The organism is Bacillus sp. D48C, from assembly GCF_053345735.1.
This window is the reverse complement of sequence record NZ_JBKFAQ010000010.1, coordinates 55,207-81,810: the sequence shown is the minus strand read 5'-3', so window position 1 is coordinate 81,810 and position 26,604 is coordinate 55,207. Positions and strand designations below refer to the sequence as shown.

At 31.7% G+C, this 26,604-nt stretch carries 18 protein-coding genes and 2 pseudogenes; 10 read left to right on the top strand and 10 right to left on the bottom strand.

Annotation, left to right across the window (positions count from 1 at the left end):
* Positions 1-65: 65 nt before the first annotated feature.
* Positions 66-385, bottom strand: a pseudogene (locus ACLBXA_RS21645) (sigma 54-interacting transcriptional regulator).
* A gap of 581 nt (positions 386-966) precedes the next feature.
* Between ACLBXA_RS21645 and ACLBXA_RS21640 the strand changes: the two are divergent.
* Positions 967-2,097, top strand: coding sequence for a glycerol dehydrogenase (locus tag ACLBXA_RS21640; protein ID WP_086423714.1), 1,131 nt, complete (start codon positions 967-969; stop codon positions 2,095-2,097).
* Positions 2,098-2,448: 351 nt separating this feature from the next.
* On the opposite strand, the gene tnpB is transcribed toward ACLBXA_RS21640, so the two are convergent.
* A complete protein-coding gene (gene tnpB / locus ACLBXA_RS21635) occupies positions 2,449-3,570 on the bottom strand; it encodes an IS200/IS605 family element RNA-guided endonuclease TnpB (protein ID WP_042969064.1) in 1,122 nt (373 codons plus the stop codon).
* Positions 3,571-4,303: 733 nt separating this feature from the next.
* Between tnpB and ACLBXA_RS21630 the strand changes: the two genes are divergently transcribed.
* Together ACLBXA_RS21630 and ACLBXA_RS21625 are read left to right on the top strand one after the other, a co-directional pair.
* Entirely contained in the window at positions 4,304-6,307 is a 2,004-nt protein-coding gene (locus ACLBXA_RS21630) for a fibronectin type III domain-containing protein (protein WP_447617449.1), read from the top strand.
* Positions 6,308-6,572: 265 nt separating this feature from the next.
* Complete coding sequence (locus ACLBXA_RS21625) at positions 6,573-7,568, top strand: DUF4046 domain-containing protein (RefSeq protein ID WP_001178340.1); 996 nt, start codon at positions 6,573-6,575, stop codon at positions 7,566-7,568.
* A gap of 373 nt (positions 7,569-7,941) precedes the next feature.
* Here ACLBXA_RS21625 and ACLBXA_RS21620 read toward each other — a convergent pair whose 3' ends face one another.
* Positions 7,942-8,592 carry an RpiB/LacA/LacB family sugar-phosphate isomerase gene (locus ACLBXA_RS21620; RefSeq protein ID WP_000686198.1) on the bottom strand — a complete coding sequence of 217 codons (651 nt, stop codon included), beginning with the start codon at positions 8,590-8,592 and terminating at the stop codon, positions 7,942-7,944.
* Between the two features lie 1,541 nt (positions 8,593-10,133).
* On the opposite strand from ACLBXA_RS21620, the gene ACLBXA_RS21615 reads away from it, so the two are divergent.
* The gene (locus ACLBXA_RS21615; protein ID WP_000726946.1) at positions 10,134-10,697 is read left to right on the top strand and encodes a hypothetical protein; all 564 of its coding nucleotides are present in this window, start codon (positions 10,134-10,136) and stop codon (positions 10,695-10,697) included.
* A 1,067-nt stretch (positions 10,698-11,764) separates the two neighbouring features.
* On the opposite strand, the gene ACLBXA_RS21610 is transcribed toward ACLBXA_RS21615, so the two are convergent.
* Complete coding sequence (locus ACLBXA_RS21610) at positions 11,765-13,273, bottom strand: M56 family metallopeptidase (RefSeq protein WP_447617500.1); 1,509 nt, start codon at positions 13,271-13,273, stop codon at positions 11,765-11,767.
* 11 nt (positions 13,274-13,284) lie between these two features.
* Positions 13,285-13,683 carry a BlaI/MecI/CopY family transcriptional regulator gene (locus ACLBXA_RS21605; RefSeq protein WP_029443199.1) on the bottom strand — a complete coding sequence of 133 codons (399 nt, stop codon included), beginning with the start codon at positions 13,681-13,683 and terminating at the stop codon, positions 13,285-13,287.
* A gap of 1,346 nt (positions 13,684-15,029) precedes the next feature.
* On the opposite strand from ACLBXA_RS21605, the gene ACLBXA_RS21600 reads away from it, so the two are divergent.
* The gene (locus tag ACLBXA_RS21600) at positions 15,030-15,302 is read left to right on the top strand and encodes an HU family DNA-binding protein (RefSeq protein WP_001043921.1); all 273 of its coding nucleotides are present in this window, start codon (positions 15,030-15,032) and stop codon (positions 15,300-15,302) included.
* 152 nt (positions 15,303-15,454) lie between these two features.
* On the opposite strand, the gene ACLBXA_RS21595 is transcribed toward ACLBXA_RS21600, so the two are convergent.
* The 4 genes and pseudogenes from ACLBXA_RS21595 to ACLBXA_RS21580 form a co-directional block, all read right to left on the bottom strand.
* On the bottom strand, positions 15,455-16,141 hold the full coding sequence (locus ACLBXA_RS21595) for an ABC transporter ATP-binding protein (protein ID WP_000447832.1): 687 nt from the start codon (positions 16,139-16,141) through the stop codon (positions 15,455-15,457).
* 11 nt (positions 16,142-16,152) lie between these two features.
* Complete coding sequence (locus ACLBXA_RS21590; protein WP_029443197.1) at positions 16,153-17,586, bottom strand: ABC transporter permease; 1,434 nt, start codon at positions 17,584-17,586, stop codon at positions 16,153-16,155.
* Positions 17,587-18,068: 482 nt separating this feature from the next.
* Positions 18,069-19,261, bottom strand: a pseudogene (locus ACLBXA_RS21585) (S1C family serine protease).
* Positions 19,262-19,860: 599 nt separating this feature from the next.
* The gene (locus ACLBXA_RS21580) at positions 19,861-20,037 is read right to left on the bottom strand and encodes a hypothetical protein (protein WP_000050958.1); all 177 of its coding nucleotides are present in this window, start codon (positions 20,035-20,037) and stop codon (positions 19,861-19,863) included.
* Between the two features lie 163 nt (positions 20,038-20,200).
* Here ACLBXA_RS21580 and ACLBXA_RS21575 point away from each other — a divergent pair, with 163 nt between their 5' ends.
* The 4 genes from ACLBXA_RS21575 (at position 20,201) to ACLBXA_RS21560 (ending at position 24,808) form a co-directional block, all read left to right on the top strand.
* A complete protein-coding gene (locus tag ACLBXA_RS21575) occupies positions 20,201-20,866 on the top strand; it encodes a response regulator transcription factor (RefSeq protein ID WP_277489885.1) in 666 nt (221 codons plus the stop codon).
* A 13-nt stretch (positions 20,867-20,879) separates the two neighbouring features.
* Positions 20,880-22,337, top strand: coding sequence for a sensor histidine kinase (locus tag ACLBXA_RS21570; RefSeq protein WP_277489940.1), 1,458 nt, complete (start codon positions 20,880-20,882; stop codon positions 22,335-22,337).
* Positions 22,338-23,160: 823 nt separating this feature from the next.
* The gene (locus tag ACLBXA_RS21565) at positions 23,161-23,391 is read left to right on the top strand and encodes a helix-turn-helix domain-containing protein (RefSeq protein ID WP_000467338.1); all 231 of its coding nucleotides are present in this window, start codon (positions 23,161-23,163) and stop codon (positions 23,389-23,391) included.
* Positions 23,392-23,833: 442 nt separating this feature from the next.
* On the top strand, positions 23,834-24,808 hold the full coding sequence (locus tag ACLBXA_RS21560; RefSeq protein ID WP_277489882.1) for an NAD(P)H-dependent flavin oxidoreductase: 975 nt from the start codon (positions 23,834-23,836) through the stop codon (positions 24,806-24,808).
* Positions 24,809-24,952: 144 nt separating this feature from the next.
* Here the strand turns inward: ACLBXA_RS21560 and ACLBXA_RS21555 are convergent, their stop codons facing one another.
* On the bottom strand, positions 24,953-25,858 hold the full coding sequence (locus ACLBXA_RS21555; protein WP_000167466.1) for an Rpn family recombination-promoting nuclease/putative transposase: 906 nt from the start codon (positions 25,856-25,858) through the stop codon (positions 24,953-24,955).
* 313 nt (positions 25,859-26,171) lie between these two features.
* Here ACLBXA_RS21555 and ACLBXA_RS21550 point away from each other — a divergent pair, with 313 nt between their 5' ends.
* Complete coding sequence (locus ACLBXA_RS21550) at positions 26,172-26,567, top strand: DUF3221 domain-containing protein (RefSeq protein WP_277489878.1); 396 nt, start codon at positions 26,172-26,174, stop codon at positions 26,565-26,567.
* Positions 26,568-26,604 lie beyond the last annotated feature (37 nt).

Below are 26,604 nucleotides of genomic sequence, written 5' to 3'. Positions count from 1 at the left end.
CTAGTACCCTAACATTTAATTATATAATTTTATTCCCTCCTACAATTCCCTTTTATTATAAAAACCTATAATGATTTCACTTGGACATTTAGCTTTAAGCCTCCAATTTCATCTAAAAAGATTGTTCCAATGTTTGCTTGCTCAAATTTCCCTTTCCTCATGTGAAGTGCTCCAGTGAATACTCCTTTTTCATGCTCAAATAGCTCACTTTCAATTAAATTAGGGGGATAGCCGCACAATTTACTAGAATAAACGACTTATCCTTTCTGAAAACAGCTTTATGGATACCTTTACCTATAAATTCTTTTCCTGTTTCACTCTCTCCAGTAATAAGAATCGTAGAATCTAATTCTGCCACTTCATTCGCAACAAAGAGCGTCTTCATTAAAGTGTCACTATAAATAATAATGTCTGGAAAAGAGTTGTTTAGTTTTTTATATTTCGACAATTCACATTCTAAATACTTTATTCTTTTCTTTTCAAGAGTCAATTGGTCTAATAATGATTGTGTTTCATGAATAGATTCATCGTTAAAAGTATTCCGCTCAATTTTGCTATAAGTGTAGCTATGGCTCGAGCATGTAGGCCATTTGTAGTATGAATATTACTTACAATCCTTTGTATCATAAGAACCCACTTCATAATAATAAATGCATAAAAATACATATAACTCAACCAGTGAATTTTATGTATTTTCATTTTTATTATTAAAACCCCAACTATTATATAATAAGATTATTTATACAAAACCTGATAATATAGGTTATTAATACTAATTTTCCCATTTCATCTTTCTTAAAAAATAGTATTTGATTTTTGATAATCATAACACTATCTTTTAATCCGTCATATAACAGACGAAAAATATACATAAAATATTCATAATTCTGCACTCAGAATTTTGATAACATTAGATTCAAGGCTAGATTTTCAGCTTACTTATAAAAATATCAAGGAGTGATCATCATGGAACGTATCCTAATTAGCCCGCAAAAATATATTCAGGGAAGAAATGTAATTAAAAAAATTGGAGAGTATGTAAAACCTCTAGGAACCAATTTATTAGTTATTGTAGATGAATGTGTTTGGCATCTTGTTGGTGAAAAAGTTATGGAAAGCTTTCATAAACAAAATCTAAGCTTTGAAAAAGTCGGTTTTAATGGTGAAAGTTCTGAAAATGAAATTGCAAGAATTGAGAAAATAGGAAAAGAATTTGGTGCTGATGTAATCATTGGTATTGGTGGTGGTAAATCAGTAGACACAGCAAAAGCGGTAGGAGAAATTCTTTCGGCCAAAGTTGTAAGCGTTCCCACTATTGCCTCAACAGATGCACCAACCAGTTCTCTTTCTGTTATTTACTCTGATGATGGAGTATTTGAGAAATACAAATTTTATTTAAAAAATCCGGATATTATTTTAGTAGATTCCCAAGTCATTGCACAAGCTCCATCCAGATTTTTAGCTGCTGGGATTGGAGACGGAATGGCTACATGGATTGAAGCTAGAGCAAATTTAGAATCCCGAAAACCCGCTATGGCTGGAGGACTCTCTACCCTAGCAGCTGCTAAGATTGCAGAACTCTGTTGGGATACCTTATTTCAATATGGAGAAGCTGCTCTTTTAGCAGTTAAACAAAAAACTGTTACTCCAGCAGTTGAAGCCGTAATAGAGGCAAACACCTTGCTTAGTGGCCTTGGATTTGAAAGTGTGGGGTTAGCTGCAGCTCATGCCATCCATAATGGTTTTACTGTTTTACATGATAAGACTCATGATTTGATGCATGGAGAAAAGGTTGCATTTGGCACATTAGTACAAATGGCATTGGAATCTTGGACAACTGAAGAACTATATAACTACATTGATTTCTGTATCAAGCTTGGCTTACCTACTACACTTGAAGATCTGAACCTAGGTGATGCAAGTAAAGAAGAATTGATGAAAGTGGCTGAAGCTGCCTGTCAAGATGGTGAAACTATACATAATATGCCATTTGAAATTTCACCAGAAATGGTTTTTGATGCAATTATTGCTGCTGATGCTTATGCTACTGAGTATAAATTAAAAAAATTAGTTCAAAATTACAATCCCAAAAATTAATTAAGTGTATATTACATATTATTTAATTTTGTATGTGTCCTTTTAAGAATTTAGCAAAATTACAATACTATATATTAAAAACTAAATAAGCATTAAAATTGTATATATCATGAAATAATCTGAAGACTTCATCCAACATATAAGAGCACGAAATATTTAAATGAATCATAGCATTATGTCAAAATTAATTTTGCAACTGAATTTTCACACCAAAGATAAATATAGAAATTAAAAAAACCTCTTTATGAGGTTTTTTCTAATCCTATACTTTTGATATTGAACTACCCCCACTTTCACTTCGTTTAGAAGTGAGGGATTCCTAAGTAAAGAGTTCTATCGAACTCTAATTGATTAGGCTAACCCCGCAGTCCTTGCGGTTAGAAGCCTTATCGCTTCATTCTTTAGATTGATACTTGCGTTAATATCCCTATCATGGTGTGTACGACAAGAAGGACAGTCCCATTCACGTAGGTTTAAATTTTTAACGTCTTTATTTTGATATCCACAACAAGAACATAATTGGCTGGAAGGAAATGTTTTCGATACGACAATGACTTGTTTGCCATACCATTTTGCTTTGTATTCTAACATGGATCGAAATTGCGACCAAGATACTTCACTAATTGCTTTTGCTAACTTATGATTCTTTAACATATTCGATACTTGCAAATCCTCTATACCGATAACATCGTGGCTTTTGATGATTTCAGTTGAGATTTTGTCTAAGTAATCTTTTCTAGCATTTGATATGTATTCATGAATTCTAGCTACTTTTACTCGTTGTTTATTCCAGCGAGAAGATCCTTTCATTCTTCTAGAAAGAACACGCTGTGCTTTCGCCAACTTATCTTCTAATGATCGGAAAAACTTCGGATTTTCATAGGGTGTTCCATCTGACAAAATGGCGAAATCTTTTAGTCCTACATCTATCCCAATGTAAGAATGTGTTTTCGGAAGTTCTTGTACTTCTGTTTCAACTAATAGTGACACAAAATATCTACCAGAAGGGTTTCGTCTAACAGTCGCATTTACAATACGTCCCTCTACTTCACGACTTTTGGCAAATCGAACAAGGCCTAGTTTGGGCAACTTTATTTTGTTCCCTACAACGGCAATATTTTCATTTGTTTGTTTTGTGGTATAAGATTGTACGTTATTCTTCTTGGATTTGAAACGCGGGGCACTATTTTGTTTTTTGAAAAATCGTGTATATGCATCCGCAAGGTTGCGAACAGACGACTGAATCGCAATACTATCCACTTCTTTGAGCCAAACGAACTCTTTCTTCATGGCAGGAAGTTTGGCAGAGCATGTACCATATGTTAAACCTTTTCCAGTCTCTTTGTATGCGTGATCCCATAGGGATAGGAAATGATTGAATACAAAGCGAGAACAACCTATCGTTTTGTTAATTAGAATTGCTTGTGCTTGATTTGGATAGATACGAAACTTATAAGCTTTATTAATTATCATTTGATTCACCTCCATTTCGGTATATGACTATTATATACCAAACGTACATTCGATAGGTAGTGGAGTAAAACTTTCTGTAAGTTGAACAATTAAGATGGCTTCCTGCCATCCCTTGTTCGAAGCCAGTTCATCTCCCACCTACTCACTGGACTGTGACCCTTCACGCTCCTTGAGGAAGGAGTCTTCTTGGCTAAAATGATAAAAAATGCAGGAGAAGTAAAGGACTTAATTTATGGTGTTTCCAGTTTACCTACTCAACTAAAGTAAGACAATTTTAGAAAACCTAAAAAGAATAATCTCATTTTATTACTAAAAAATGCAACAAATTGTTTAGATTCAGTCAAAATAGTAGTTAGTCTTCTACTTAAGATAAAAATTTTTAACCAAACTAGATTATTAGAATCGACACTTTTGTGTACATTTATATTACTTCTAGCTCACTATTAATTCCCATCTTATAAAAATGGTATATATTTATAAGATTTTAATTCGATTTCCTGTAGTTTATGAGAAGAAATATACTATTTTGGAATCAATATAATTATATTTCCCTCTAATTTGTTTCATTTTTTGTAAGTTGTTATCCTACTAAATGAGGGTAATCATCACGTATAAAAGTATCAGTATCGGGAGTTACGGCAATAATTCTTCAAAATATATATTAAAAGAATTTTAATAATGCCAAATATAATTTCTTTTTTAAATTATAAATTATAAGTGAGGAGATATTATTATGATTAGAAAGAAACATCCATTTTGTACTCTAGCAAAAACAGCTGTTGCATTAACTATGATCATTCCTACATCCCAAGCCATTAGCCATACGTTTGCCTACGCTCAAGAAAATATAGCGAAATCTCAACAACAAGTAGCGCCATTTTGGAATAAAAATAAAGATTATCCAGGTGAATCTTACGTTACATATGAAGGTAAGATTTATCATTCTGTATATTGGGTAAATGCAGGTACACTACCTACCCAACAATTTAGCGGTTGGGAATTATATACTGGTTCAGAATATATACCTGACAATAGCGATCCTAATGATTTATTTGGTGAAGGAATCACTTGGCCAACTCATGTTTTTGCACCATATGTAGATAACGGCATGAATCCTCAAAATCTATTAAAATATGCCCAAGAAACAAATACTAGTTTCTTCACGCTTTCCTTTATAGTGGCTGATAAAAATGGAAATCCAGTATGGGGAGGAAGTCATAACCCTATTGGAGATGGTAACTTAGATGATCAAATTAAACAAATTAGAAAAATAGGTGGAGATGTTAAAGTATCTTTTGGTGGAGCAAATGCTGGTAATATCCCTGGATTAGGTGCAGATCTTGCCGCAGCTATTACAGATGTAAATAAATTAAAAGATGCTTATAAAAGTGTAATTAACACATTACATTTAACACACATGGATTTTGATATTGAAGGAGTCTTAGTCGCTCACCCAGAATCTATCGAAAGAAGATCAAAAGCAATTGCGTTATTACAAAAGGAATTAAAAGCTGAAGGTAAAGATGTAAAAATTGGTTATACCTTACCAGTAATGCCTTATGGCCTAACTAATGATGGGATAAATGTGATTCAAAGCGCTATAAAACATGATGTAGATTTAAATTCTGTTAATATTATGACTATGGATTACGGACAACAAAACCAACAAATGGGACAAGCTGCAATAGATGCTATTAATAGCTTGCATGGACAGTTAACTAATTTATATAAAGGTACTATTAAAGATTCTGACATTTGGAAAATGATTGCTGTTACACCTATGATCGGAAAAAACGATACTCAAAATGAAACTTTCACATTAAATAATGCAAAAGAATTGTTCCAATTTGCCAAAGAAAAAGGTATTGGGGAAATTAGTATGTGGTCCGTGTATCGTGATAAAAAAGCTACTGAAAGTTGGCAAATCGGTCAGGCAACTGGAGATGCTTCTGGATTACCCGATGTAGACGACGGTGCCTTTTCTAAACTATTTTCTGCTTTTAATAGTAGTACTGAAATTGACGTAATCGCTCCAACAGCTCCTTCTAACCTACGCTCTGTTAGTAAAACAACAACAACTGTTGAGCTACAGTGGGAGGCTTCCACAGATAATATTGGTGTGAAAGAATATGAAGTTTATCGTGATGGAAAAAAAGTAGGAACAACAAAAACAACACGTTATGAAGATGCGGGATTACAAGCCAATACAAAATATAATTATACAATTAAGGCTACAGATGCAGCGGGAAATAAGTCAAAAAGTAGCAATGAAGTTTCAATTACAACAAAAGAAGAGAATCCAGAACAAATAGCTCCAACAGCTCCAACAGGATTACAAGCATCAGAAACTACTACAAACAGTGTTCATTTAATATGGGAAGAATCCATAAGTAATGTTGGTATAAAAGAATATGAGATTTATCGTAACGGTACGAAAATAGCTACAAGTCCTTCAACTTACTATACAGATGAAAATTTACTGGCTAGTACAGAATATAGATATATGGTAAAAGCTATAGATACTCAAGGAAAAGTTTCAGTTGCGAGTAATGAAATCAAAATCACAACAAAAGATACCCCCTCTTCTGAGTATAAGGCATGGGATTCGTATGCTGCATATAAAAAAGGAGATAGAGTAGAACATCAAGGTAAAATTTATGAAGCAGTTCAAAGTTATCAAGGATACGGTGATCCAAATTGGATTTTCTCATTAGCTTTATGGAAAGTAATTAAATAAACCGTAAAACTATTAAATAAAAGACATCAATCTTTCTTCTCAGATTGATGTCTTTTATGAATTGAAAATTATATTTTACAAATCTATTATTTCATTTGCCCTAGACTATATTTTTCTATAGGTAATTCTTATTTTACATTACTATAATTTGATTAAGCATCATATTTTCTAAGTTAAGATAGAGTTTACATTTTTAATAGTTCGGACGAAAGTCCTAACATTAAAATCTATTTAACTATATATAAAACTAAAAGAAGGTTTTAAGATGCAGATGAACACTAATACTATAGAGGACATCTATCAGGAGATATTAGATGGAAAAAGAAATAGATTTCCACCAAACACTTGGAAATTAGATAGAAATAATCAATTGGCCAGAAGAGTAACAAAGTATTTAGTAACAAAAATTTTGAATTGGAATGAAGAAGAGATAAAACAGAATTGGAATAACAAATTGATTGCAAAGTATCGATTACGAGGGGTATTGAAGCACAAATATGATAATAGTCCATATGCAATGATTAATGATTTATATCCGAATCAATTTAAAGAATGGGAATTTAGAATGACACCATTAAATTTTTGGACAAAAGAAAAGGCCTTACAATTATTAAAATGGTTAATTGAAGAAGAGGAAAAATTACCACCACAAAAACTCTTGCAAATTTATGGACAAAAATGGTTAATTAAACATCGACTAAGTGCACCTTTAAGGGTGATTTGGAATGGAAGCCCGTATGCGATGATTAATGATTTATATCCAAATCGATTTAAAGAATGGGAATTTAATAAGGCCCCTAATAAGTTTTGGACGAAAGATAAAACATTACAAGCACTAAAATGGACAATTGAAAAAAAAGAAAAATTAAATGTGGATCAATTGAAGAATATATACGATAATAAATGGTTAGTTCAATCAGGATTGAGCGGAGCCTGTCAACTATATTGGAATGATAGTCCATATGCAATGATTAATGATTTATATCCAGGTCAATTTAAAGAATGGGAATTTAAAATGACACCAAATGGTTTTTGGACGAGAGAAAAAGCGCTAGATGCCTTACAGTGGACAATTGAAGAAAAAGAGAAGCTGACAGATAATCAATTATTACAGCAATACACAATGCAATGGCTTAAAAATCATAGATTATGGACACCTGTAGTAAGATACTGGAATGGGAGCCCATATGCAATGATTAATGATTTATATCCAAATAAATATATAAAAAGCTCATTCAGTGGATATATAAATAAATTTTGATATTATTAGACACAACATATTTACGTAAAAACTTTAATTGCTAAACAGCAAACTATATATGCACTACTAATTAAAATAGGTATGATGCTATTATCTATATGCATATTTCTTATCACAGGTATAGTAAATAAGCTCTGAACAGATCTGAATATCACCGTTGAAATAAAAATAAAGCTAACTTTAAAGTGCAATATCAAGTCTCCATAAGGTAACGAAAAAGGCGCTTTCCTGAACGAAAACGCCTTACTCAAGGTTCTGTATTTACATGTAAAAAATTCCCAAAACAAATGGAATGGCGGTGTAATTGGTTAATGGTGTTGAATCAACTTATGGTTAACTATAAATTCACCAAACGTATTAAAAAAAATAGTATTTACCTACCGTAATTTAAATGCTTCATTTGTTCGATAAGATAATTTGATATATCTGTGTTATTGCCATTTCGCAAGAGGAATTCCACTAAATCTTGCTTTTGAAGAACAGGATTAATAACCGCTCCATCTAGCTGACTTAGAATCTCAACAATACTATGATGTGAAAAACTCTTGATTACTTTAAAAAGTTCTGCATCACGTTTCTTTCGTTCGGCGGATTCTTCAGGATACCCAGTATTGAACGGTTCTTCAAATAGTTTTTCAAGCGTGAAGCGAAGATTTAATTCGCCCGCCCAACCGAAATTCAATCCAAGTGGCAGTGATGCACAGTTTCCATTATTTATCCTACCGAATAGGAACGCATCTGTTGGAGTTGGCAGATAACCGCTAATGACATTCGGAAGTGTATTACAGGCAATCGACATACCAACACCGCTACTACATCCAGTGATCACAAAATCAACTGCACCTGAATTTAGAAGTAGACCAACAGCTAAGGACACTTGGATATAGCTTAACTCGGATTCTTTAAATGTAACACCAAAATTGAGCACTTCATATCCATGCCTCGCCACAGCCCTTTTTGTCTCTTCAAAAATCAGTTCATTTTTGCTAATTTGGGTACTTGCTTGTATCACCGCTATCTTCATTCTTACACGACCTTTCGATTTAATTATCACACAAATCGAAATTCAAAAGAAGATAAAAAAAGGCAGAAGCAATCTTGCTTTAATATTTGCTATTCTAAATATTCGTTTCAAAAACTTACACAGATTTCTTAACAATCCCGTTAACTTGTTTCGCCATGAACCTTCTTACCTCTTCTTTACATATTCTCTTGAACTACCCCCACTTTTACTTCGTTTAGAAGTGAGGAATTCCTAAGTAAAGAGTTCAATCGAACTCTAGTTGATTAGGCTGCCCCCGCAGTCCTTACGGTTAGAAGCCTTATTGCTTCATTTGATTACTTCTTTCATTTTCATACGATTAATTTTAAAATAGTTTGTTCCTCGTAAAATCAATCTACGAGGAGTCGAATTGATTAACAAAATGAAAATTTAGATTTTTATTTTGTTAATTATTGTCCATACACATTAATACCTTGTTCTTAATGAGTAAATTGGTTATTAAAAAGTGGTATTATAACTAATTCTAAATGCAAACATATTGTACAAGAATAAAAAAGTATTTACTTCCAAAATCTATAGTATTGATTTATTTATCGATTAAAATACATCCCTTGTCAATTACTTGATGTATTTTAGATATTTATTTGATAAAAAAGAAGGATGAATGTTCAATCAACTGACACAACTACTTTTTAGGAAGTGTGTTATAGTTAATTCAGAATCAATACTGCATAGCAGCATTAATTCTCACCTATCTTTTATTTATTTGTTTTTACACCAACTTAAAGGAAAGACCAACTATATTTTTAGTTGGTCTTTCCTTTTGTTATCAGAATAAGATTAAGAATCACTTAGTTTATATACAAATTACTATTTATTTTACGATAATGTACATATACTTCCGATAGAATTCTACCGTCCCCTTGATAAAATATGAAAAACATAACTAGTTAAGATATCTTTCACAAAAAAATCCAAACAAAAAGAACTCGTAATATATAATTACAAGTTCTTTTTATCGTAACTTCAACACATTGGAACTATAAACTTGTAAACAACAACATTAGAGGAAGGGTGAATTATCCCTTTAAAATGATTATATAACTAATATTCATATTTTGAGATTGAAACCTTGAACATTTCGTTAATTTTAACGATTACTTTAATATTCTTCATTTTTAATTTACACAAACATTTATAATTATATATATTTAAATATAATTAAATAAACTAAAACTAAAAATATATGTGAAATTTTTTATATTTTTTTGATTTTAATAGAATATTTTATGATTATCATTTCATTTTCACTCTAATATTGCCATGTTTTTAGATTGCTATTAGAGTTTTACCTTCTAAAACTTACTTAAAATTGGTTAGTATTGAATACATTGACTGAAAATTGAGAAATCAAATGCATATTGATACTATTATCATATAAATTATCTGTCAGTCTAACTTCCATTACCCACAATAATGTTTTTCTATATATGTATAGAAATAATTTATCTGTCAGTAATTTATAGTTTATTATCATACATTAAAAAGGAGGAAGTAAAATTATGAAAAAGAAAATCATTACAGCAACTGCTCTGGCTGCAACATTAGCTACAGGTGCATTACCTACGACATCAGTATTTGCTGCTGAGACAGTTGCTCCTATCCAACAACAGGAATCACAAGTTAGTATTCAACCGTTTGCACAAAATAATCTAGAAACGGCTGTTCAAGCTGCATTAAATGGTCCCGAAGTAAAAAAAATAAAAGTATTTGAGCATGAATTTAATGTAAAAGAAATTGAAGTTGTGGATCGAGGTGCAGCTGGTAAAGATGTATACGGACAAATCTCTCATCATTTAAGCTTCCGTCCAGATGATCAACTTTACTATAAATTCACAAAAAAAGATGGTGAGGTAACGGGATTCGAATTTCATATTGATAGAGGCGGCTGGACACCAATTGTAGCTCCACTTTTATCAATTCTTGCTGCATATAACGGAATTCCTGTTAATCCAAATGATTTAAATTCACTCGGTCAACAGCTTGGAAAAGTTATCGATGGAAGTTGGGAACATGCAGGACAATCTATTGCTACTGCAGTTAGTTTAAGCTTTAATGAGAAATAAGCTTGTAGGTATTATTTAGGCTTACAGAGAAGTATTATTCTCAAATTTTTCTAAAATGATATTATATGTAACATGTCTATTTCTAACTTTAATGCAGTAATACGAGTGAGACTCTCCCCAAAAGTCTTTTGATCTCAGATATGGAATGCATATAATTTTGCCACATAATTTCTTAACAAATAAAAACCTATGTTAATTAAAATTAAGAATCATGTAGATCTTACTAATTTCAGTAATTCATTGTACTTTGGAAAACAGACGTCTAGTTTAAGACTTCTGTTTTCTTTGTATAAAGTAGATCCTCCTATTCTTTCTCACAACTAAAAGACTATTATAATAATAATTTCAATAACTACTCATAAACTCCATACATACTACAGATTATGTTTGTATGCTACATATATCAATAGAAAGGGATGATATATGTTGCTGACAATTTATATAATATACCTGTTTTTATCAATTGCTATCATGCTATTCTTATTTACAAGCACACTCGGTTAATTTTATTGATTATATCAAGCTCACTTCTTTTCATCAAAAAAACAAAAAGCAACAATAGAAAAGGTATTTAAAATCCACTCTTTAACCAATTTCCATAATATTTTATTACTTAGTATTCAATTGAAAATAATAGTTGATTAAGGTTTAATAACTGCTTACAACACAATTAAAGGCTAAGCCCATCACCACGGATTATAACTGTAAAAGCATGTATGACAATATTTCACTTCCAATTATCAACAAACATAATAAGGTACAGAAAACATCCTTTTAGTATAAATTTCTATGGGGTATCTAACAAATGAAAATAGAACCTGCCTTACTACGCCCTCAAGCCAAGTTTTGGTGTTCTATGAACTTTTGCCTACAGAATTAATATTTTGATACGCTTGCCAAATAATTCTTAATGAATAAATATATCTCACCGACATTTTTTAGCAAACAAATGAAACTCATTTTTAAATAAAAACGCCATCCTTCCTATAGATTTCTATAAAAAGAATGACGCTTTCTATTAATTATAAGCATAAATTCATCTTAGGTTGTTGGTAATATAAATAGACTTATTCCCATGCAGCAAATGCTACATAATCTTCTTTACCATATTTGTTTTGATATTCATCTGCTTGAATTATATCAACTTCTCCAACATGGTCTGGCTGAAATCCCGTTCCATCTCCATTATCAATAGGTTTCACTAGAGAAACTAACATACGTCCCGTAACTTCAGATTCTTTAGAAGTTTGCTTCAATGGAAGACCGTTAGATTTAAGATATTGCTTTTGTTTCTCGGTAAGTTTAAGTACTGCTGCTTCTGAAATATCTGTGTTCTTTTTACTTTGCTCAAGCTTGTCCATTTCTGATTGTTTTGCGGCTTCTTCTGCCTTACTCTTTTCAAGCTTGTCCATTTCTAATTGGTTTGTGACCTCTTCCGCCTTACTTTTTTCAAGATTATTCATTTCTTCTGGTTTAGCGGCTTGTTCAATTTTATTTTTTGTGACCTGTGATTCACTCTTAAGCTCCTCAGCACTTGCATTCATTAAAGAAAAAGCAGATATACCTAATACAGCTGTCAATCCTAAAGCTGACCAACGATACGATTTTTTATTGAATTTTTTTATCATAAGAATTCTCCTTTTTAATACTTTTTTATTTTTACTTAGATTTGCTAAACTAGGCATTTGATAATAATTTGAATAGTGTTCTAATAATGTAATAATTGTATGCCCGTATTCGATTCTTTCTTCCAAATCAATAAAGGTAAGAGCCAATGCATCACATGCAATTTCTTGATCTTCGCGCATTGAATAATAGGCATACCAAAGGATTGGATTAAACCAATTTAGTATAAGCAAATGATGCATAAGCCAATTAACCCCAACATCTCTACGTTTAAAATGAGCTAATTCATGATAGAAAATAAACCGTAGCTGATTATCATTTAATCGTTGTATATGCTGCTCACATAATAATATTCTAGGTTTTCTAAATCCAAGGAGTGTCGGACTAGCAATCTTTCCGGCTAATTGCAAAGGAATATTCTCTTTTATAGACATCGTTTCTTTACAACCTTCGAAAATATTTAAAATTCTTTCATCTGTTATAATTGGTTGCTTTTGTATGTATAAATATAAACGTCTATTTGCAATTAGTGTTAAAGTCCCTAAACAAAAAACACCTAGCATCCATACATATAAACATATTTCATACATTGATATGTGTTTGGAATCCGATTTAACTGGTGATTTATTGTAATCACTTGAATTAACAGTATACTTCGCAGGTTCATTCATCACTTTTAAAACAGAAACATTTGCTTCCTTCTGAAATAGAGAAGTAGAAGTTACATATCCATGTGAAAGCATGGAGTATAGGCTATAAGAACTATCTGGTGACCAAGGTAAAAGTAGTCTTACAATCAGAATTAACCACAATGCATAATGCCATCTTGCTGTTAATTGATTCCTTAGTAGAACTTTGACACATAAGATAAAACCTACCAATATACTAGCCATAATGGTAGTTTCTAGTAGCCAATCAAAAAGAGTAGAGAGATACGTATGTATTAACATATCCATTACAATTATTCTCCCTCCTTTTGATTATTTTTATTTTTATCATCTAGAATACGTTTGAGCTCATCGATCTCTTTGGAAGATAACTTTTCTTCTTGTAAAAAATTAACAAGTAAAGGTTTTAAAGCAGCACCATAAAAACGTTTAATAAAAGATTTAGTTTCTACTTGTAAATAATCATCTTGTGAGATCAAAGGGCCATACATATACGTTCTTCCTATTTTCTGCTGAGAAAAAATCACTTGTTTTTTCACTAACCTATTAATTAATGTTCTAACCGTTTTTGGATTCCAATCCATTTGTCCTTCAAGAGCTTGAATTATTTCATTAGCCGTTTGTGGAGATTTTGACCAAAGGACTTTCATTACTTCTAACTCAGCTTCAGATATCTTAGGTATTTTTTTCACGTTTCCAATTTCCTCCTTCCTTTGATTACAAATGTAATCCTAATATCGATACTACATTTGTAATCTTAAATTTTCAAACACTATTTTAACATTGGAATAAATTACTTAAAATAGGTTTATTATTAAATAAATATAGACTACAAATGTAATCTTATATTCAGATTACATTTGTAGTCTATATTTGTCAATCTTATTTAATATCACCCTAATAAAACATCCCCATATGTTTTAAGTAAATCATTATACTTTAATTAGCTATGCCCATTCTTTCCTTTTTCTTTGCAAGATAACCTGTTCTAGTTAGTTGGATAAAAATATGGCGACAGCCGTTTGCCATCAAGTTAATAAAACTTAGATAGTCCTTAATTAAAAAATAGGAATAAGCCAGTTATATATCAATCCAAAGTTCTTTTCATACAAGAAAGCCAAAATCTCTTCCCCATATTAATGAGAAATTTCTATTACTATCAAGCAAACCGAAATTAGGGGAATTTAGTTAATAGAAAGCGTTCTTCTTTTTCTAAAAAACTAAATTATTAAATTAAAGAAAATATATACCTTTCAGCTCCCTCCTACAGATAAAGCAACTTACCCCGCTTCCTAATACCTACTGATTTGTTATACAAAATTGAATTCCATAAAAATTTGAATTTAAAAACACCCAGGAATACAATAAATATAGTATATACCCTATTTTTTAGAAAGAAGGATTAAACATGAAAACCAAAGTAGTTAAATCAATTGAAAATTTGCAATTGAAATCATTTGAAATGATGACAAATTCTTTTTTTTAAATCTATTTTGCGTGGAACTGGTATGACTTTTGTAATTATTTTTGAATCATCTTTGATTAACGATTCTTCTTTATTTTCATTAAATTCTTTGATGGTGATACTAGGTTTCTTTTTAATCTTTACGCCATATGTTTTTAATATTGCTGAGAAATCTAATATATGACTCAATTTACGATGTTTAATCATTGACTTAAAAATTTTAAGCACCCAAAACAAAAAATTCACATACTTTCAATTAAAAGGTGTGAATTTTTTCGTTTGAGTCTATTTACCTTTAAATTTATAGTTAGGTGATACTACTTCAATTAATTAATTTTTATTTCATTTTATAATTTTACAAATGGGTGCCTGTATCTTCTCTACAATACAATTCCCCTTATTTAACTATTTATATAGTATAGATTTCAAAGTAAAAACACCTAATACCCCTATACAAAACTGTAAAAGTATCTTCAACTTTTTAATATTATATTTATATAAAATTTGCCCTTTCTTGAAAACCTACTATACTATAAAATTAAATTAACAAATATTATTTAATGGAGGTTCATAATGAATAAAACCGAACTAATTAACCAAGTATCTGAGAAAACATCACTTACTAAAAAAGAGGCTACTGCATCTGTACAAGCTATCCTAGATCAAATTACACAATCTCTTCAAAAAGAGGAATCCGTACAGTTAATTGGATTTGGTACATTTGAAGTACGTAAGCGTTCTGCACGTACTGGGCGCAATCCCCAAACGGGCGAAGAAATGCATATCCCAGGAGGAAAAGTACCTGGATTTAAAGCTGGAAAAGCTTTAAAAGAGGCTGTTAAATAAGGTTTAATTATCTATCTAAAAAGGAATGGAGATTTTTATCTCCATTCCTTTTTAAATTAATCATATATTTTTTCGGAAAATAATTAACTAGTTATTTATCATTTTCACGATTCCCATACCGTACACACTCTTCTAGTCGTGGTATTTCTTTTTTAGATGCTAGGTGCATCTTTCACTGCTAATTTTTTCTGACTTAAATAAACAGCTCGATCCGATTTTTTTGCAACTTCCTGTGAATGCGTTACAACAATTACACATTTATTTTCTTGATGAGCGAGCTCCTGGAACAAATCAATAATGTCATTTGCTGTTTCTTCATCAAGGTTTCCTGTCGGCTCATCCGCAATCAATAAGTCAACATTACAAGATAATGCTCGGGCAATTGCTACACGTTGTTGTTGTCCACCGCTTAGTTGTAAGACATTTCGTTTCGCTTCTACTTCTGTGAGTCCTACCTTCTCTAATAATTCTAATGCTCTTGCTTTTTTATTTTTCACCTTTACACCTGTAATTTCCATTGCCGTTAGTACATTCTGAATGGCAGTCATATAGGTAATTAAATTATAGGATTGGAAAATTACGGATACATTTTGATTACGGTATCGATCCAAACCAATTTTTCGAATATCCTTGCCATTATAAAGTACATAACCATTTTTAGGTATATCAAGCCCACAACCTAAGCTAAGCGTGGTGGTTTTACCAGATCCAGATGGTCCTAAAATCGTGTAGAAATGCCCTTTTTGAAAAGAAAAATTAACATTATCTAGTATCTTTACTTTTTTTCCGTTACTTTCATAATAATAATCTAAGTTTTTAAATTGTAAAATCGTCTCCATATCGAGCCTCCTTATTCATCTTTTAAAAGGATTTGTTTTGGATTTAAGCGTAGAATAGATAATGCTGGCAAAATAGTTGCTAATATAGCAATAGCTAGTCCAATCCCTCCCATTTTTCCTACGTCTTCTCCTGTTACACTTACATTAATTTTATCTATTGGATCCTCTTTTTGATTTTGTACAGTTCCGCCTGGTCCAGCCACCATTACAGTTCCATTTTGTGAAGTGTCTGTTTCTTCACCTGCTGTAGCAACTTCACTCGAAAGTAAATTATCCCCTACGAATTGAGAAACTTTAGCTCCTGTTGTTAGAGATAATCCAAATGCTAAAATAGCGATACATACTACTTCTACTACGAACTGTGCCATCAGTTTCCATTTTTTCTCTCCAATGGACAATAAAATTCCCATTTCCTTACGACGTGCTTTAATCGATAACATAATAATTAATCCTAAGATAATTGCACCTGCAATAGATACCATATAGATAATCATTTGAGAAGTAGAAGCGATATTTTCGATAGGACCAATCATTTGTTTGTACAATGAATCATGTGCATCTAACTTAAAATAATTAAAATCAATATCAGATTTTTTTGCTTCTTTTTTAAATCCATCAATGTATTGTGGATCGTTCAAGAAGTACACGGCTTGAATACTATTACCCATACCGTCATCGGTTTCTAATTTTTTTAAAGTAGAGTAAGGCATATATAGCTTATTAGCTGGATCCATCATAGGAGGAGCATGCTGACCCATTGGTTGCTCATTCGTTTCATAAATACCAATAATTTCAAATTCAAGAGTTTGCTTCTTATCCCCTGATTGAATTTTAATCTTATCTCCTACTTTCAAATTGTTTTGTTCCGCTAATCGTTTTTCCATTAAAGTTACATTCTGATCTTTCATCTTTTCTGTAATTGGTTTCCCATCAATGATTTTACTTTTTCCATTTTTAAAAGTTTCTTGTAATACAGTTTTACGAACTCCTTCTATTAAAAGAGAAGAATTCATATCTATTTCTGAGCCCGAACCTGATCCACCCGCTGCTGCCACCATTCCAACTCGACCTTTTCCTTCGTCTTCTCCTTCTGAGGCACCTACTAGTTTAAATCCATCCGAAATTCCGAAAGTATTGGTTATGTAATTATAATCTTTTACATACTTGGACTTAGCTAATTGATCTGCTTCTTTTGTGTTAAGCTTTGGTGGTTTAGGCATCTCTCCAGTTTCCCTAGCTTGTTGACCTAATTTATCAAAATCAAGACCTAAAGTGACATCTGCACCTAATTTTTTTCTTGCTGCATCCGCAGCTTTTTTTGATGCATTTTGGATTGCAAATCCTGCCAACACTAAATTTGTAACAATCAGAAAGACCGCCATCAAAATTAATGATGTTCCTATTCTTTTTTTCATACTGAGAATTGCGCGTTTTATAAAATTCATTTTTCCTAACCTCCTTGATAGTTGTTATTCTAAATACACTATCTGGAGTTTATATGAAGATATTCAGTAGATTATCTAAAGATATTAGGGCTTATCTGGAGTGCATATGTAGTGATTCGTTAATATAGTCAAGAAAAGCTGGAACACAAATTAAAATATGTAATCGATTTTGAACATTGGTAAAGAGTCAGTCCATTTAATGTGGAATGAGGACAAACGGAATAATAATAGGTATAAAATATTAGTCACCAACCAATTAACTTGAGGAAGGAATACAAACACGGGATAACTCCCTTTATTTATGACCCCTACAGTACAAGATGAGATACTATCGCTAGAAAAATTAGCCTCCTCCATGGAATACCAATGTAGACATTCTTTTTGCTTCATGACGTTTACCACCTCTGATATATCTAGTACCCACACAAAAAGCACATATAAAAAACCACCGAAAGGTGGCTATATTTTTAAGCGGCACTTGTTTAATCCGCTAATTTCACGTTTTTTATTAGTTTTTCACCATTTCGATAAACTGTTACTTTAATTGTATCCCCCAATTTTTTCTTTTTATATAAATATTTTCGGAATTGAACGACATTTTCTATTTTTTGTCCATCTAATGCAATCACAACATCATATTGTTGCAATCCACCTTTTTCTGCTGGTGATTGGTATGAGATATTCCTCAATACTGCACCATTTGATATCTCTTTTGGTAATTTTAATTGATTGCGTGCAGAATCTGTCATTTTCTCTACATCTAATAACTGTACACCCATCATCGGACGTTTAACTGTTCCATCTTTCTCAAGAGACTCTAGGATCGTTTTGGCTATATGAATTGGAATTGCAAATCCAATTCCTTCAACAGCTTGTTGTGCAATTTTACTTGAATTAATTCCAATGACTTCACCCTGTTCATTAAACAAAGCTCCTCCACTATTCCCAGGATTAATAGCTGCATCTGTTTGAATTACCTGTGCTTGCCAATCAACTTGTTGATCTCCAAGAGTACTAACAGGTATTTCTCGTTCCTTACTACTAATAATCCCCTTTGTTACACTACCTTCTAACCCCAATGGATTCCCAATAGCTATTACCGTTTCCCCTGTACGAATTTTTTCTGAGTCTCCAAGTGTTGCGACTCTTTTTACATCTGCCCCGTCAATTTCTAATACCGCTAAATCTAATAATGAATCTGTCCCTACTACTTTAGCTTGAACCTTTTTACCATTATTCAATTTCACTTCTACTTTATTCGCACCGTCTATCACATGATTATTTGTAACAATGAAAGCCTTATTGCCGTTTTTTTATATATGACCCCTGATCCCGAACCAGCTTCTTCTGATTGATTTTGCGTATTAAATGAACCTGCATTTTGTTTATAGTTAATGACACCTACGACAACTTCTTTTGCAGATTCAATCATATTTTGAGGATTGCTCACATCTTCTGGTTTGTAAGAGATCGGCGTAGCCTGATTTACTTCGTTATGCTTAGAAGATTGACCTGCACTTCCTTTGATTTCATTTATATAAGGAGTGGTCAATCCAATGGTAATTGCACCAATCACTGCACCAATTATTCCTGTGAAAAAATACTCTGTTTTTTTATAGACTTTATTCCTATTGCTTTCTGTTTGATTTGTATCATCGTGTCCCATTGTGAACATCCCTTTCTCCTTTAATTTACAATTGAATGTTTTTATCTTAATATTTGAAATACGATGTATGAATGTAATATTTAAGAATCACCATTTCAAAAAAAGAAAATTTCACCTTTAGGCATGTTTAAACATAAATCAACTGTTTTTTCGTAGGGGTAACATTATATTTGAAATTTCCTATGAATATATGTATGACGATATTCAAACCCACTTCGATCTTGTCTCTAAAAAAAGAGCCTATTCGGCTCTCAACAAATAGAGTATTCAATGTACAAAGTAGGATACGTGTTTATACAGGTGTTTTGCAAAAAGTGGAAACAAGGGACAATAAACATCCATTAGCTTATTTATTCTTTTGTTATAAACTTAGATTCTAGCATTCTCGTGAGAATGAATGGTAATAGGTTTGTGTGTAAATAAGAAGGAAGGGATAAAATTTGATAGATTGTGTAAGTCGTCAACATCATGTATCATTCCTTTCTATTTGGTACATGTATCATACAAACTTAATCTGTATTCTATATGGAGCTAATCTAGAGTTATAGTAAAGATTTTCAGTACCTAATTATGGAATACAAAAATAGAGAGAATCAATTTAATCCTCCCTATTTTTGTTCACTAGACTTATATAGTTTTCTTTTATTTACACTTGTGTATTTGTTTAAGCCCGGTGCTGGTTTCAATTTTTGTTTTTTCTCTTTTATGCGTCTATTATTCGAATGAGGGGCCATCCACAGTTGTACATCTAATAAAGAAAGAATGATGTTTGCTTCTAGTGACATCTTAATTACCTCCCTCTATCTTGCTATGTATATAAACTATCTCATGCATCTGGAGCTAATTTGAAATACATGTAGTTTTCTTATGAAGTTTTTATAGTATTTCTAATACGTCTCCACATCAACTCCAGTTTGGAAGGTTATAATGACTACAAGAGGTGATATTATGAAGAACTATCACATTCTGGTGGTAGAAGATGATCAAGAAATACAAGAATTAATCAAACAATTTTTAATGACACAACAGTATAAAGTTATAGTTGCATCAGATGGATTAGAGGGCATGAAACAATTTAATAAGCAGTCCTTCGATTTAATTCTTCTAGATGTGATGATGCCAAACCTGAATGGATTTGAAGTTGCCAAAATGATTCGAAATCAGTCAAATATACCAATTATTATGCTAACTGCGCTAGAAGAAGAACAAGATCAAATGAAAGGATTTGATCTTGGAATCGATGATTATATTACGAAACCTTTTTCTTTCCATGTTTTGATGAGACGAGTCGAAGCAATACTGAGAAGAAGTAATAATCAAAGTACGGATAATCATTTTGTATTTAGAGAACTACATGTCGATGGCGATGCATATAAAGTATATGTAAATAAAGTTGAAGTTCCCTTAACGACAAAAGAATTTGAAATTTTGCAACTACTACTTCAAAATGAAAAAAAGGTACTCACAAGAGATAATATCGTAGAAAAAATTTGGGGATATGAGTATGCCGGGGACACACGAATGATTGATACGCATATGAAAAACATACGAAAAAAATTAGATATACCCTATATTAAAACAGTAAAGGGCATTGGTTATAAAATTGATGAATAAGATTGTAAAAATCATGAAGATGAAGAGAATTACCTATAAACTCTTTATGACTACATCCCTCATTTTGTTAGCCTTTGCAACCTTGATTTATGTAACTTTATACTTCTTTCTCCCTAAATTTTATGAGCAATACAAAACAGATCAGCTTCAAACGGGAATCGAAGAAATAATTGATAAATCTAAAGATCTTACGCTTCAAAATGCAATACCACTTGTTGATGAATACGCACAAAAAAATAATGCGGTGATCTACCTTCAAAATAATGAGGGAAGACTTATTTATTCTCCTTCTATTGCTTTTCTTCAAAGTACTATTCAAGAGGGTACTATTCAAGGCGGTACTCAAGCAAAAGGTTTTGTTAAAACAGTACCAGCAAGGAGTTTAGATAATCCTCGTAATTCATATGAGGTTAGCAAGCCAATACAATTCCAAGATGTTAACTTAACACTTGTGGTGTTCGCAACATTTCAGCCAATTGATGAAGCTTCACAGGTCTTAGTACGTTTTCTACCCTATATTAGTATCATTGTACTGGTTATTGGTTTAGGAAGTGCTTATCTCTATTCAAGGTTTATTACTAAACCACTTATTTATATTAATAAAGGTGCACAAAAGATGGCAAACTTGGATTTCTCCGAAAAAATTGAGGTTCGTTCTATGGATGAATTAGGGGAATTGTCCAATAGCTTGAATGATATGTCCATAAATTTACAACAGGCAATTTTTGATTTACAAAAAGCGAATCAGCAATTAAAAAGTGATATTGAAAAAGAAAGAGAATTAGAAACTAAGCGAAGGGAATTCTTTGCTATTGTAGCACATGAATTAAAAACTCCTCTTACTGTTATGAAAGGATACTTAGAAGGGATGATATATAATATCGGCCCTTATCAAAATCGTGACCAATATTTAAAGAAAAATTATCAAATAATTGAAAGTCTGGAACAACTGGTTCGCGAAATTTTAAGCATGTCAAAATTAGAACAACATACCTTTAAACTTCAAGTGGAAGAAGTAAATCTTTCGAAATCAATAGATACAATCACAAAAAACCTCGAATTTTTTGCTTCTCAAAAAGGCATTCAAATAATAAAAGAAGTCGATTCTGACATTTTTGTTTATACGGATTATGTTCTTTTAGAAAAAGCTTGTAAAAACATCATTCATAATGCGATTATGTATTCACCGTATAATGAAAAAGTCTATATAAAGTTAACACAGGATTCTAAACAAAACAACATCCAAATGCGAGTTATCAATACAGGTGTCAAAATAAAAGAAGAAGATATACAACATATTTTCAAACCATTTTATCGAATCGAAAAGTCAAGAAATCGAAATACGGGAGGGAGTGGCTTAGGGTTATATATTGTAAAACAAATTTTTGAATCCCTTTTTATCACATATTCTATAAATAATACCAAACAAGGCGTAGAATTTTTGGTTACCATTCCATTATCCAGCAAATAAACAACAAAAGAGTCTCAATCTCATTTCATCCTATAAAAATGAGATTGAGATTTTTCATATTATGTTGGGTATGGCAACCCAAACATAATATGGTGAAGAAAATTCAGATAAAAACATTATTCATTTGACACATAAAGATCCAAAATAATACACTTGCAAGTGTATTAACGGAAGAGAATTTATGAAACGAAAAAGTATTCATAGTGTTTGTAATATAAGTATGATCCCTGAATTGTATATTAATGAACCATTTGTAGACGGGATAGAAATATTTTTTGTTACACAAACTGGCTGACTGTACTTTTTTCACTACAAACTGATAACTTAACAGCTGGGTAGAAAGTGGTGAGTATACTGGACCAGATATGACTGATTTCAGATTTCACATTTTTTGTCAGTATTTCCTTTCATCATATCTAAAACAGATTTATATGCTTAGTGACAAGGTCGATCAAGCTATATAAGCAGATAATCCATTCTACTCATTCGCCATATTATGCATAATAATCTATAAAATACGTATCTATAAATTAAAGATCTAAAAAAGAAAAAATCTGAAAATCCTTCTGACGTAAGGAGTTTCAGATTTTTTTATTTTAGTAATACCCTTTGCAACAAGTTGCCATTAGGATAGTGTATCAGCAACTTGTAGCTATTACTATGAATGCTAGATTCCTCAAAATTATTCCATATTTTTTCATTTTATTTATATTATTCTATGCTTTGTTCTAAATTATAATTCCATATTTATGGACAAAAGTTTAAATTTATGGAATTTTGTACAAGCTATTTATACATCATTCTTAATTAGGAGGGATTCTTTATGTTTGGTCTAGGAAAAAAAAGAACTTCATTTGGTGAGTATTTAGATCACAGAGGAATCAAACAACAATGGCTTGTACAAAGAACTGGATTAAGTAAATCTCTGATAAGTGATTTAGCAAATAAAAAGGATCGTATTCCCACTTTAACATCTGCAACTAAAATCATTAGAATACTAAAAAAATTTGATAAGCATATTGATTATCAAGATTTTTGGAATATTGATATTTAAAACTTCTAGAATGTACTACACATCTAATTGTCTCTAATCCAATCGTGTAGATTACTAAAAACATAGATTTTTTCCTTTACAACTATTGATTATTTAACACTTATAATACAAAAATTACTTTTATTAAAAAGCATATAAACTTCTATTTAGCTCTGTTCATATTCCCGCTTAAAATAATTAATGATTACATCCCACTTCATTTTTGACAAATCAATTTTTTAATAACATTTTTTGTTAGAAAATCTAAATTTCGTTGTTTTTTATCCAGAAGCCTTAATATACATTTGATATTATTCTAAAATTTATAGCGCACTATTCGAACATTTTGTGAAAATCACCAAAAAACATCACAAACTACTAGTAGTAGGTATTAATTTCCTGTGTTTGTTCCAAACACCGTGTTAAACTGAAGGGGTTTAACAGATCTACTCTAATAACATTAATGAAATGGGGTATTTACTTGAACTTTCCACAATTAAAAATCGGGCATATGATGCCAAAGGTCCCAATTCTACAGGGAGGAATGGGCGTAGGCATTTCATTAAGTAAACTTGCATCTGCAGTTGCAAATGCTGGAGGAATTGGGATTATATCAGGAACTGGTATTTCCATAGATGAAATGAGAATGCATATTAGGAAGGCGAAAGAAAAGATTCGGAATACTGGTTATATTGGAGTAAATGTCCTTTTTGCAATGAATGATTTTGCTGAAAAAATGAAAGCAGCCATTGAGGAAAAAGTTGATTTCATCATATCTGGTGCTGGCATTTCACGAGATATGTATACTTGGGGGAAAAATGCCGGCATACCAGTTATTTCAATAGTTTCCTCAGCCAAACTTGCTAAATTATCTGAACGATTAGGTGCGGCTGCTGTTGTAGTAGAGGGGCATGAAGCAGGAGGACATCTGGGTACCGAACGACCTTTATTCGATATATTACCGGAAGTAGTTGCAGCAGTCGAAATTCCCGTAATTGCTGCTGGAGGAATTATGACTGGAAAAGATATTGCTCATGCCTTAAAAATGGGTGCATCTGGTGTGCAAATGGGTACAAGATTCGTTGCAAGTAATGAGTGTGACGCACCACTATCCTTTAAGGAAAAATATATAAATGCTCGATTAGAAGATACCATATTAGTCAAAACAACTGTCGGGCTCCAAGGTCGTGCGGTTAAAAATAACTTTACTAAATTAATAGCTGATAATAATAAAAAGATAAAAATAAAAAAGTGTATAAATTGCTTAAAAAACTGTTCTTATCGTTTCTGCACGCTAGTTTCTTTGATAACCTCTATGGATGGTGATTGTGAAAATGGTCTTGTTTTCGCAGGTGCACGAGTAAATGAAGTCAAAGAGATATTGCCCGTCCAAACAATTATTAACAATATTATGATGGAATATAGAGCATGTATTTAAAGTAGAATCCATGTAAATTTTTTAAAAGATATTTAATGTTGTAAATTCTTATTTTCCTGACGATACATCAACTAATAATTATACTCCGGACATTATTGGTCATAAAAAAGAACACCTACAAATGCTGTAGGTGTTCTTTTTTATTTATAATTGGATAATTTCTCTTATTTCTTCTATAGGTAACTTCGTAAATTTGGCAATATCCTCTACAGACATTCCGTTTTTATACATACCACATACCAATTGTATACGTTCGGCTTTTTTGCCTTCTTCAATACCCTTTTCAATACCTTTTTTGATTCCTTGCTCCTCTGCGTGAGCAAACTTTGCAGCTTCATCCATTAGGGTTTTTTCCCTCGCTTCATAGGCTTGTCGGAATGTCGAATCTTGACTCATTCGCTCCCACTTATTCATTGCTTTTTGTAAAATCGGATCTTGATTCATCGCAATGTCCTCCAATGTTTGAGTTAAGTGTTCATCTTCATTTGCCGGAAGTAATAACAGCCAACGAACAAATGAATCTTCCCACGGATTAACTTTCTCTTCCCGCCATTGTTCCATTAGTTTAGGAAGCTCTATAACATGAATCTCTATATCATCACTAAACTGCTTTTGCTGTTGTACATTCCATAGCTTTCCCGTTGTATGAAATTCCTCATATTCGGGAAAAAGTACGAAGTTTAACAAATTAATAGTAATTGTTTTACTAAGAGAGCTGTAAGGCATCCCTTTTTGTAACTGTGAAGTATATAATTTACCCCAGTAATACAAACTTCGTTTAATCATGTCGTGATTATTATTCAGCTGAATTTCTACGTTTACTTTAGTACCTGTGTCTAATGTGGCTGAGACATCTAAAATTGATAATTTATCATCCTCGTGTTCTCGATGTAAATGTGGATCCTCTAATTGTAGTGACATAATAGGTGATTCTAATGAATTCTTTAGCATGGCATTTAAAAATGTGATAAGAATATCCTCACTACCACTTGTCCCAAATAATTGCTTAAAAGCAAAATCAATTCGTAAATTTACTAATGACTTGGTCATGACTTTCCTCTTCCTGTCTAAGAAACTCTCTTTTCTTTATTGTACATAAAAATTAGGTAATCATGCAAATAGGAACATTTACAAAAGATAGCGCTATCATTCTTTTCAAAAATATATATTCACTAGAAGATAGAGGTAAAATTAATAGTTAATTTGGTGAATTATAACATATATTATCTTTAAATAATACACATTTGAAAAAACAATGGATTATTTGTGACATAATTGTTAAATTTAGGGATATAAAAAGGCTTTCTATATAAAAAATAGAAAGGTGATGGTGTACGGATAAAATATAAGGGGGATTTATATTATGTTTTCAAAAAAACAAAAATTAGTAACAGTGGTTACCACTCTGACGCTAGGATGTGGATTAGTTTTCGGATTAACTCCTACTTCCGCAGATTCTATAAGTAATCCTACTCCTATTAAGGAAGAACAAGTAAGAATACAGATACCTTTTACTGGTTATGTTATTTCAGCAGATGATAATTATTTAGTTGTAGCTGACACTAATACAAAAGAGGAGGCACTTTCTTATCAAAATAATTGGTGGGAATTAGCTTCTCAGAATAAAATTTTACGTGTTCCTATTACTAGCAAGGATAACTATAGCATAGGTGAAAAACTAAATATATTTTCCGTAGGATGGACTCACTCTATTCCACCAATCGCTGTTATGCCTGTTATCGAAAAAATAATTGAATAAATTATATATTTTTTACAAAAGAAGATAGCCATTACAA

What these genes read in the sequence shown, in the direction of transcription:
- ACLBXA_RS21640 (WP_086423714.1), top strand. Translation starts at nt 967, where the DNA reads ATGGAACGTATCCTAATTAGCCCGCAAAAATATATTCAGGGAAGAAAT.
- tnpB (WP_042969064.1), bottom strand. Translation starts at nt 3,570, where the DNA reads ATGATAATTAATAAAGCTTATAAGTTTCGTATCTATCCAAATCAAGCA.
- ACLBXA_RS21630 (WP_447617449.1), top strand. Translation starts at nt 4,304, where the DNA reads ATGATTAGAAAGAAACATCCATTTTGTACTCTAGCAAAAACAGCTGTT.
- ACLBXA_RS21625 (WP_001178340.1), top strand. Translation starts at nt 6,573, where the DNA reads ATGCAGATGAACACTAATACTATAGAGGACATCTATCAGGAGATATTA.
- ACLBXA_RS21620 (WP_000686198.1), bottom strand. Translation starts at nt 8,592, where the DNA reads ATGAAGATAGCGGTGATACAAGCAAGTACCCAAATTAGCAAAAATGAA.
- ACLBXA_RS21615 (WP_000726946.1), top strand. Translation starts at nt 10,134, where the DNA reads ATGAAAAAGAAAATCATTACAGCAACTGCTCTGGCTGCAACATTAGCT.
- ACLBXA_RS21610 (WP_447617500.1), bottom strand. Translation starts at nt 13,273, where the DNA reads ATGTTAATACATACGTATCTCTCTACTCTTTTTGATTGGCTACTAGAA.
- ACLBXA_RS21600 (WP_001043921.1), top strand. Translation starts at nt 15,030, where the DNA reads ATGAATAAAACCGAACTAATTAACCAAGTATCTGAGAAAACATCACTT.
- ACLBXA_RS21595 (WP_000447832.1), bottom strand. Translation starts at nt 16,141, where the DNA reads ATGGAGACGATTTTACAATTTAAAAACTTAGATTATTATTATGAAAGT.
- ACLBXA_RS21590 (WP_029443197.1), bottom strand. Translation starts at nt 17,586, where the DNA reads ATGAATTTTATAAAACGCGCAATTCTCAGTATGAAAAAAAGAATAGGA.
- ACLBXA_RS21580 (WP_000050958.1), bottom strand. Translation starts at nt 20,037, where the DNA reads ATGTCACTAGAAGCAAACATCATTCTTTCTTTATTAGATGTACAACTG.
- ACLBXA_RS21575 (WP_277489885.1), top strand. Translation starts at nt 20,201, where the DNA reads ATGAAGAACTATCACATTCTGGTGGTAGAAGATGATCAAGAAATACAA.
- ACLBXA_RS21570 (WP_277489940.1), top strand. Translation starts at nt 20,880, where the DNA reads ATGAAGATGAAGAGAATTACCTATAAACTCTTTATGACTACATCCCTC.
- ACLBXA_RS21565 (WP_000467338.1), top strand. Translation starts at nt 23,161, where the DNA reads ATGTTTGGTCTAGGAAAAAAAAGAACTTCATTTGGTGAGTATTTAGAT.
- ACLBXA_RS21560 (WP_277489882.1), top strand. Translation starts at nt 23,834, where the DNA reads ATGAAATGGGGTATTTACTTGAACTTTCCACAATTAAAAATCGGGCAT.
- ACLBXA_RS21555 (WP_000167466.1), bottom strand. Translation starts at nt 25,858, where the DNA reads ATGACCAAGTCATTAGTAAATTTACGAATTGATTTTGCTTTTAAGCAA.
- ACLBXA_RS21550 (WP_277489878.1), top strand. Translation starts at nt 26,172, where the DNA reads ATGTTTTCAAAAAAACAAAAATTAGTAACAGTGGTTACCACTCTGACG.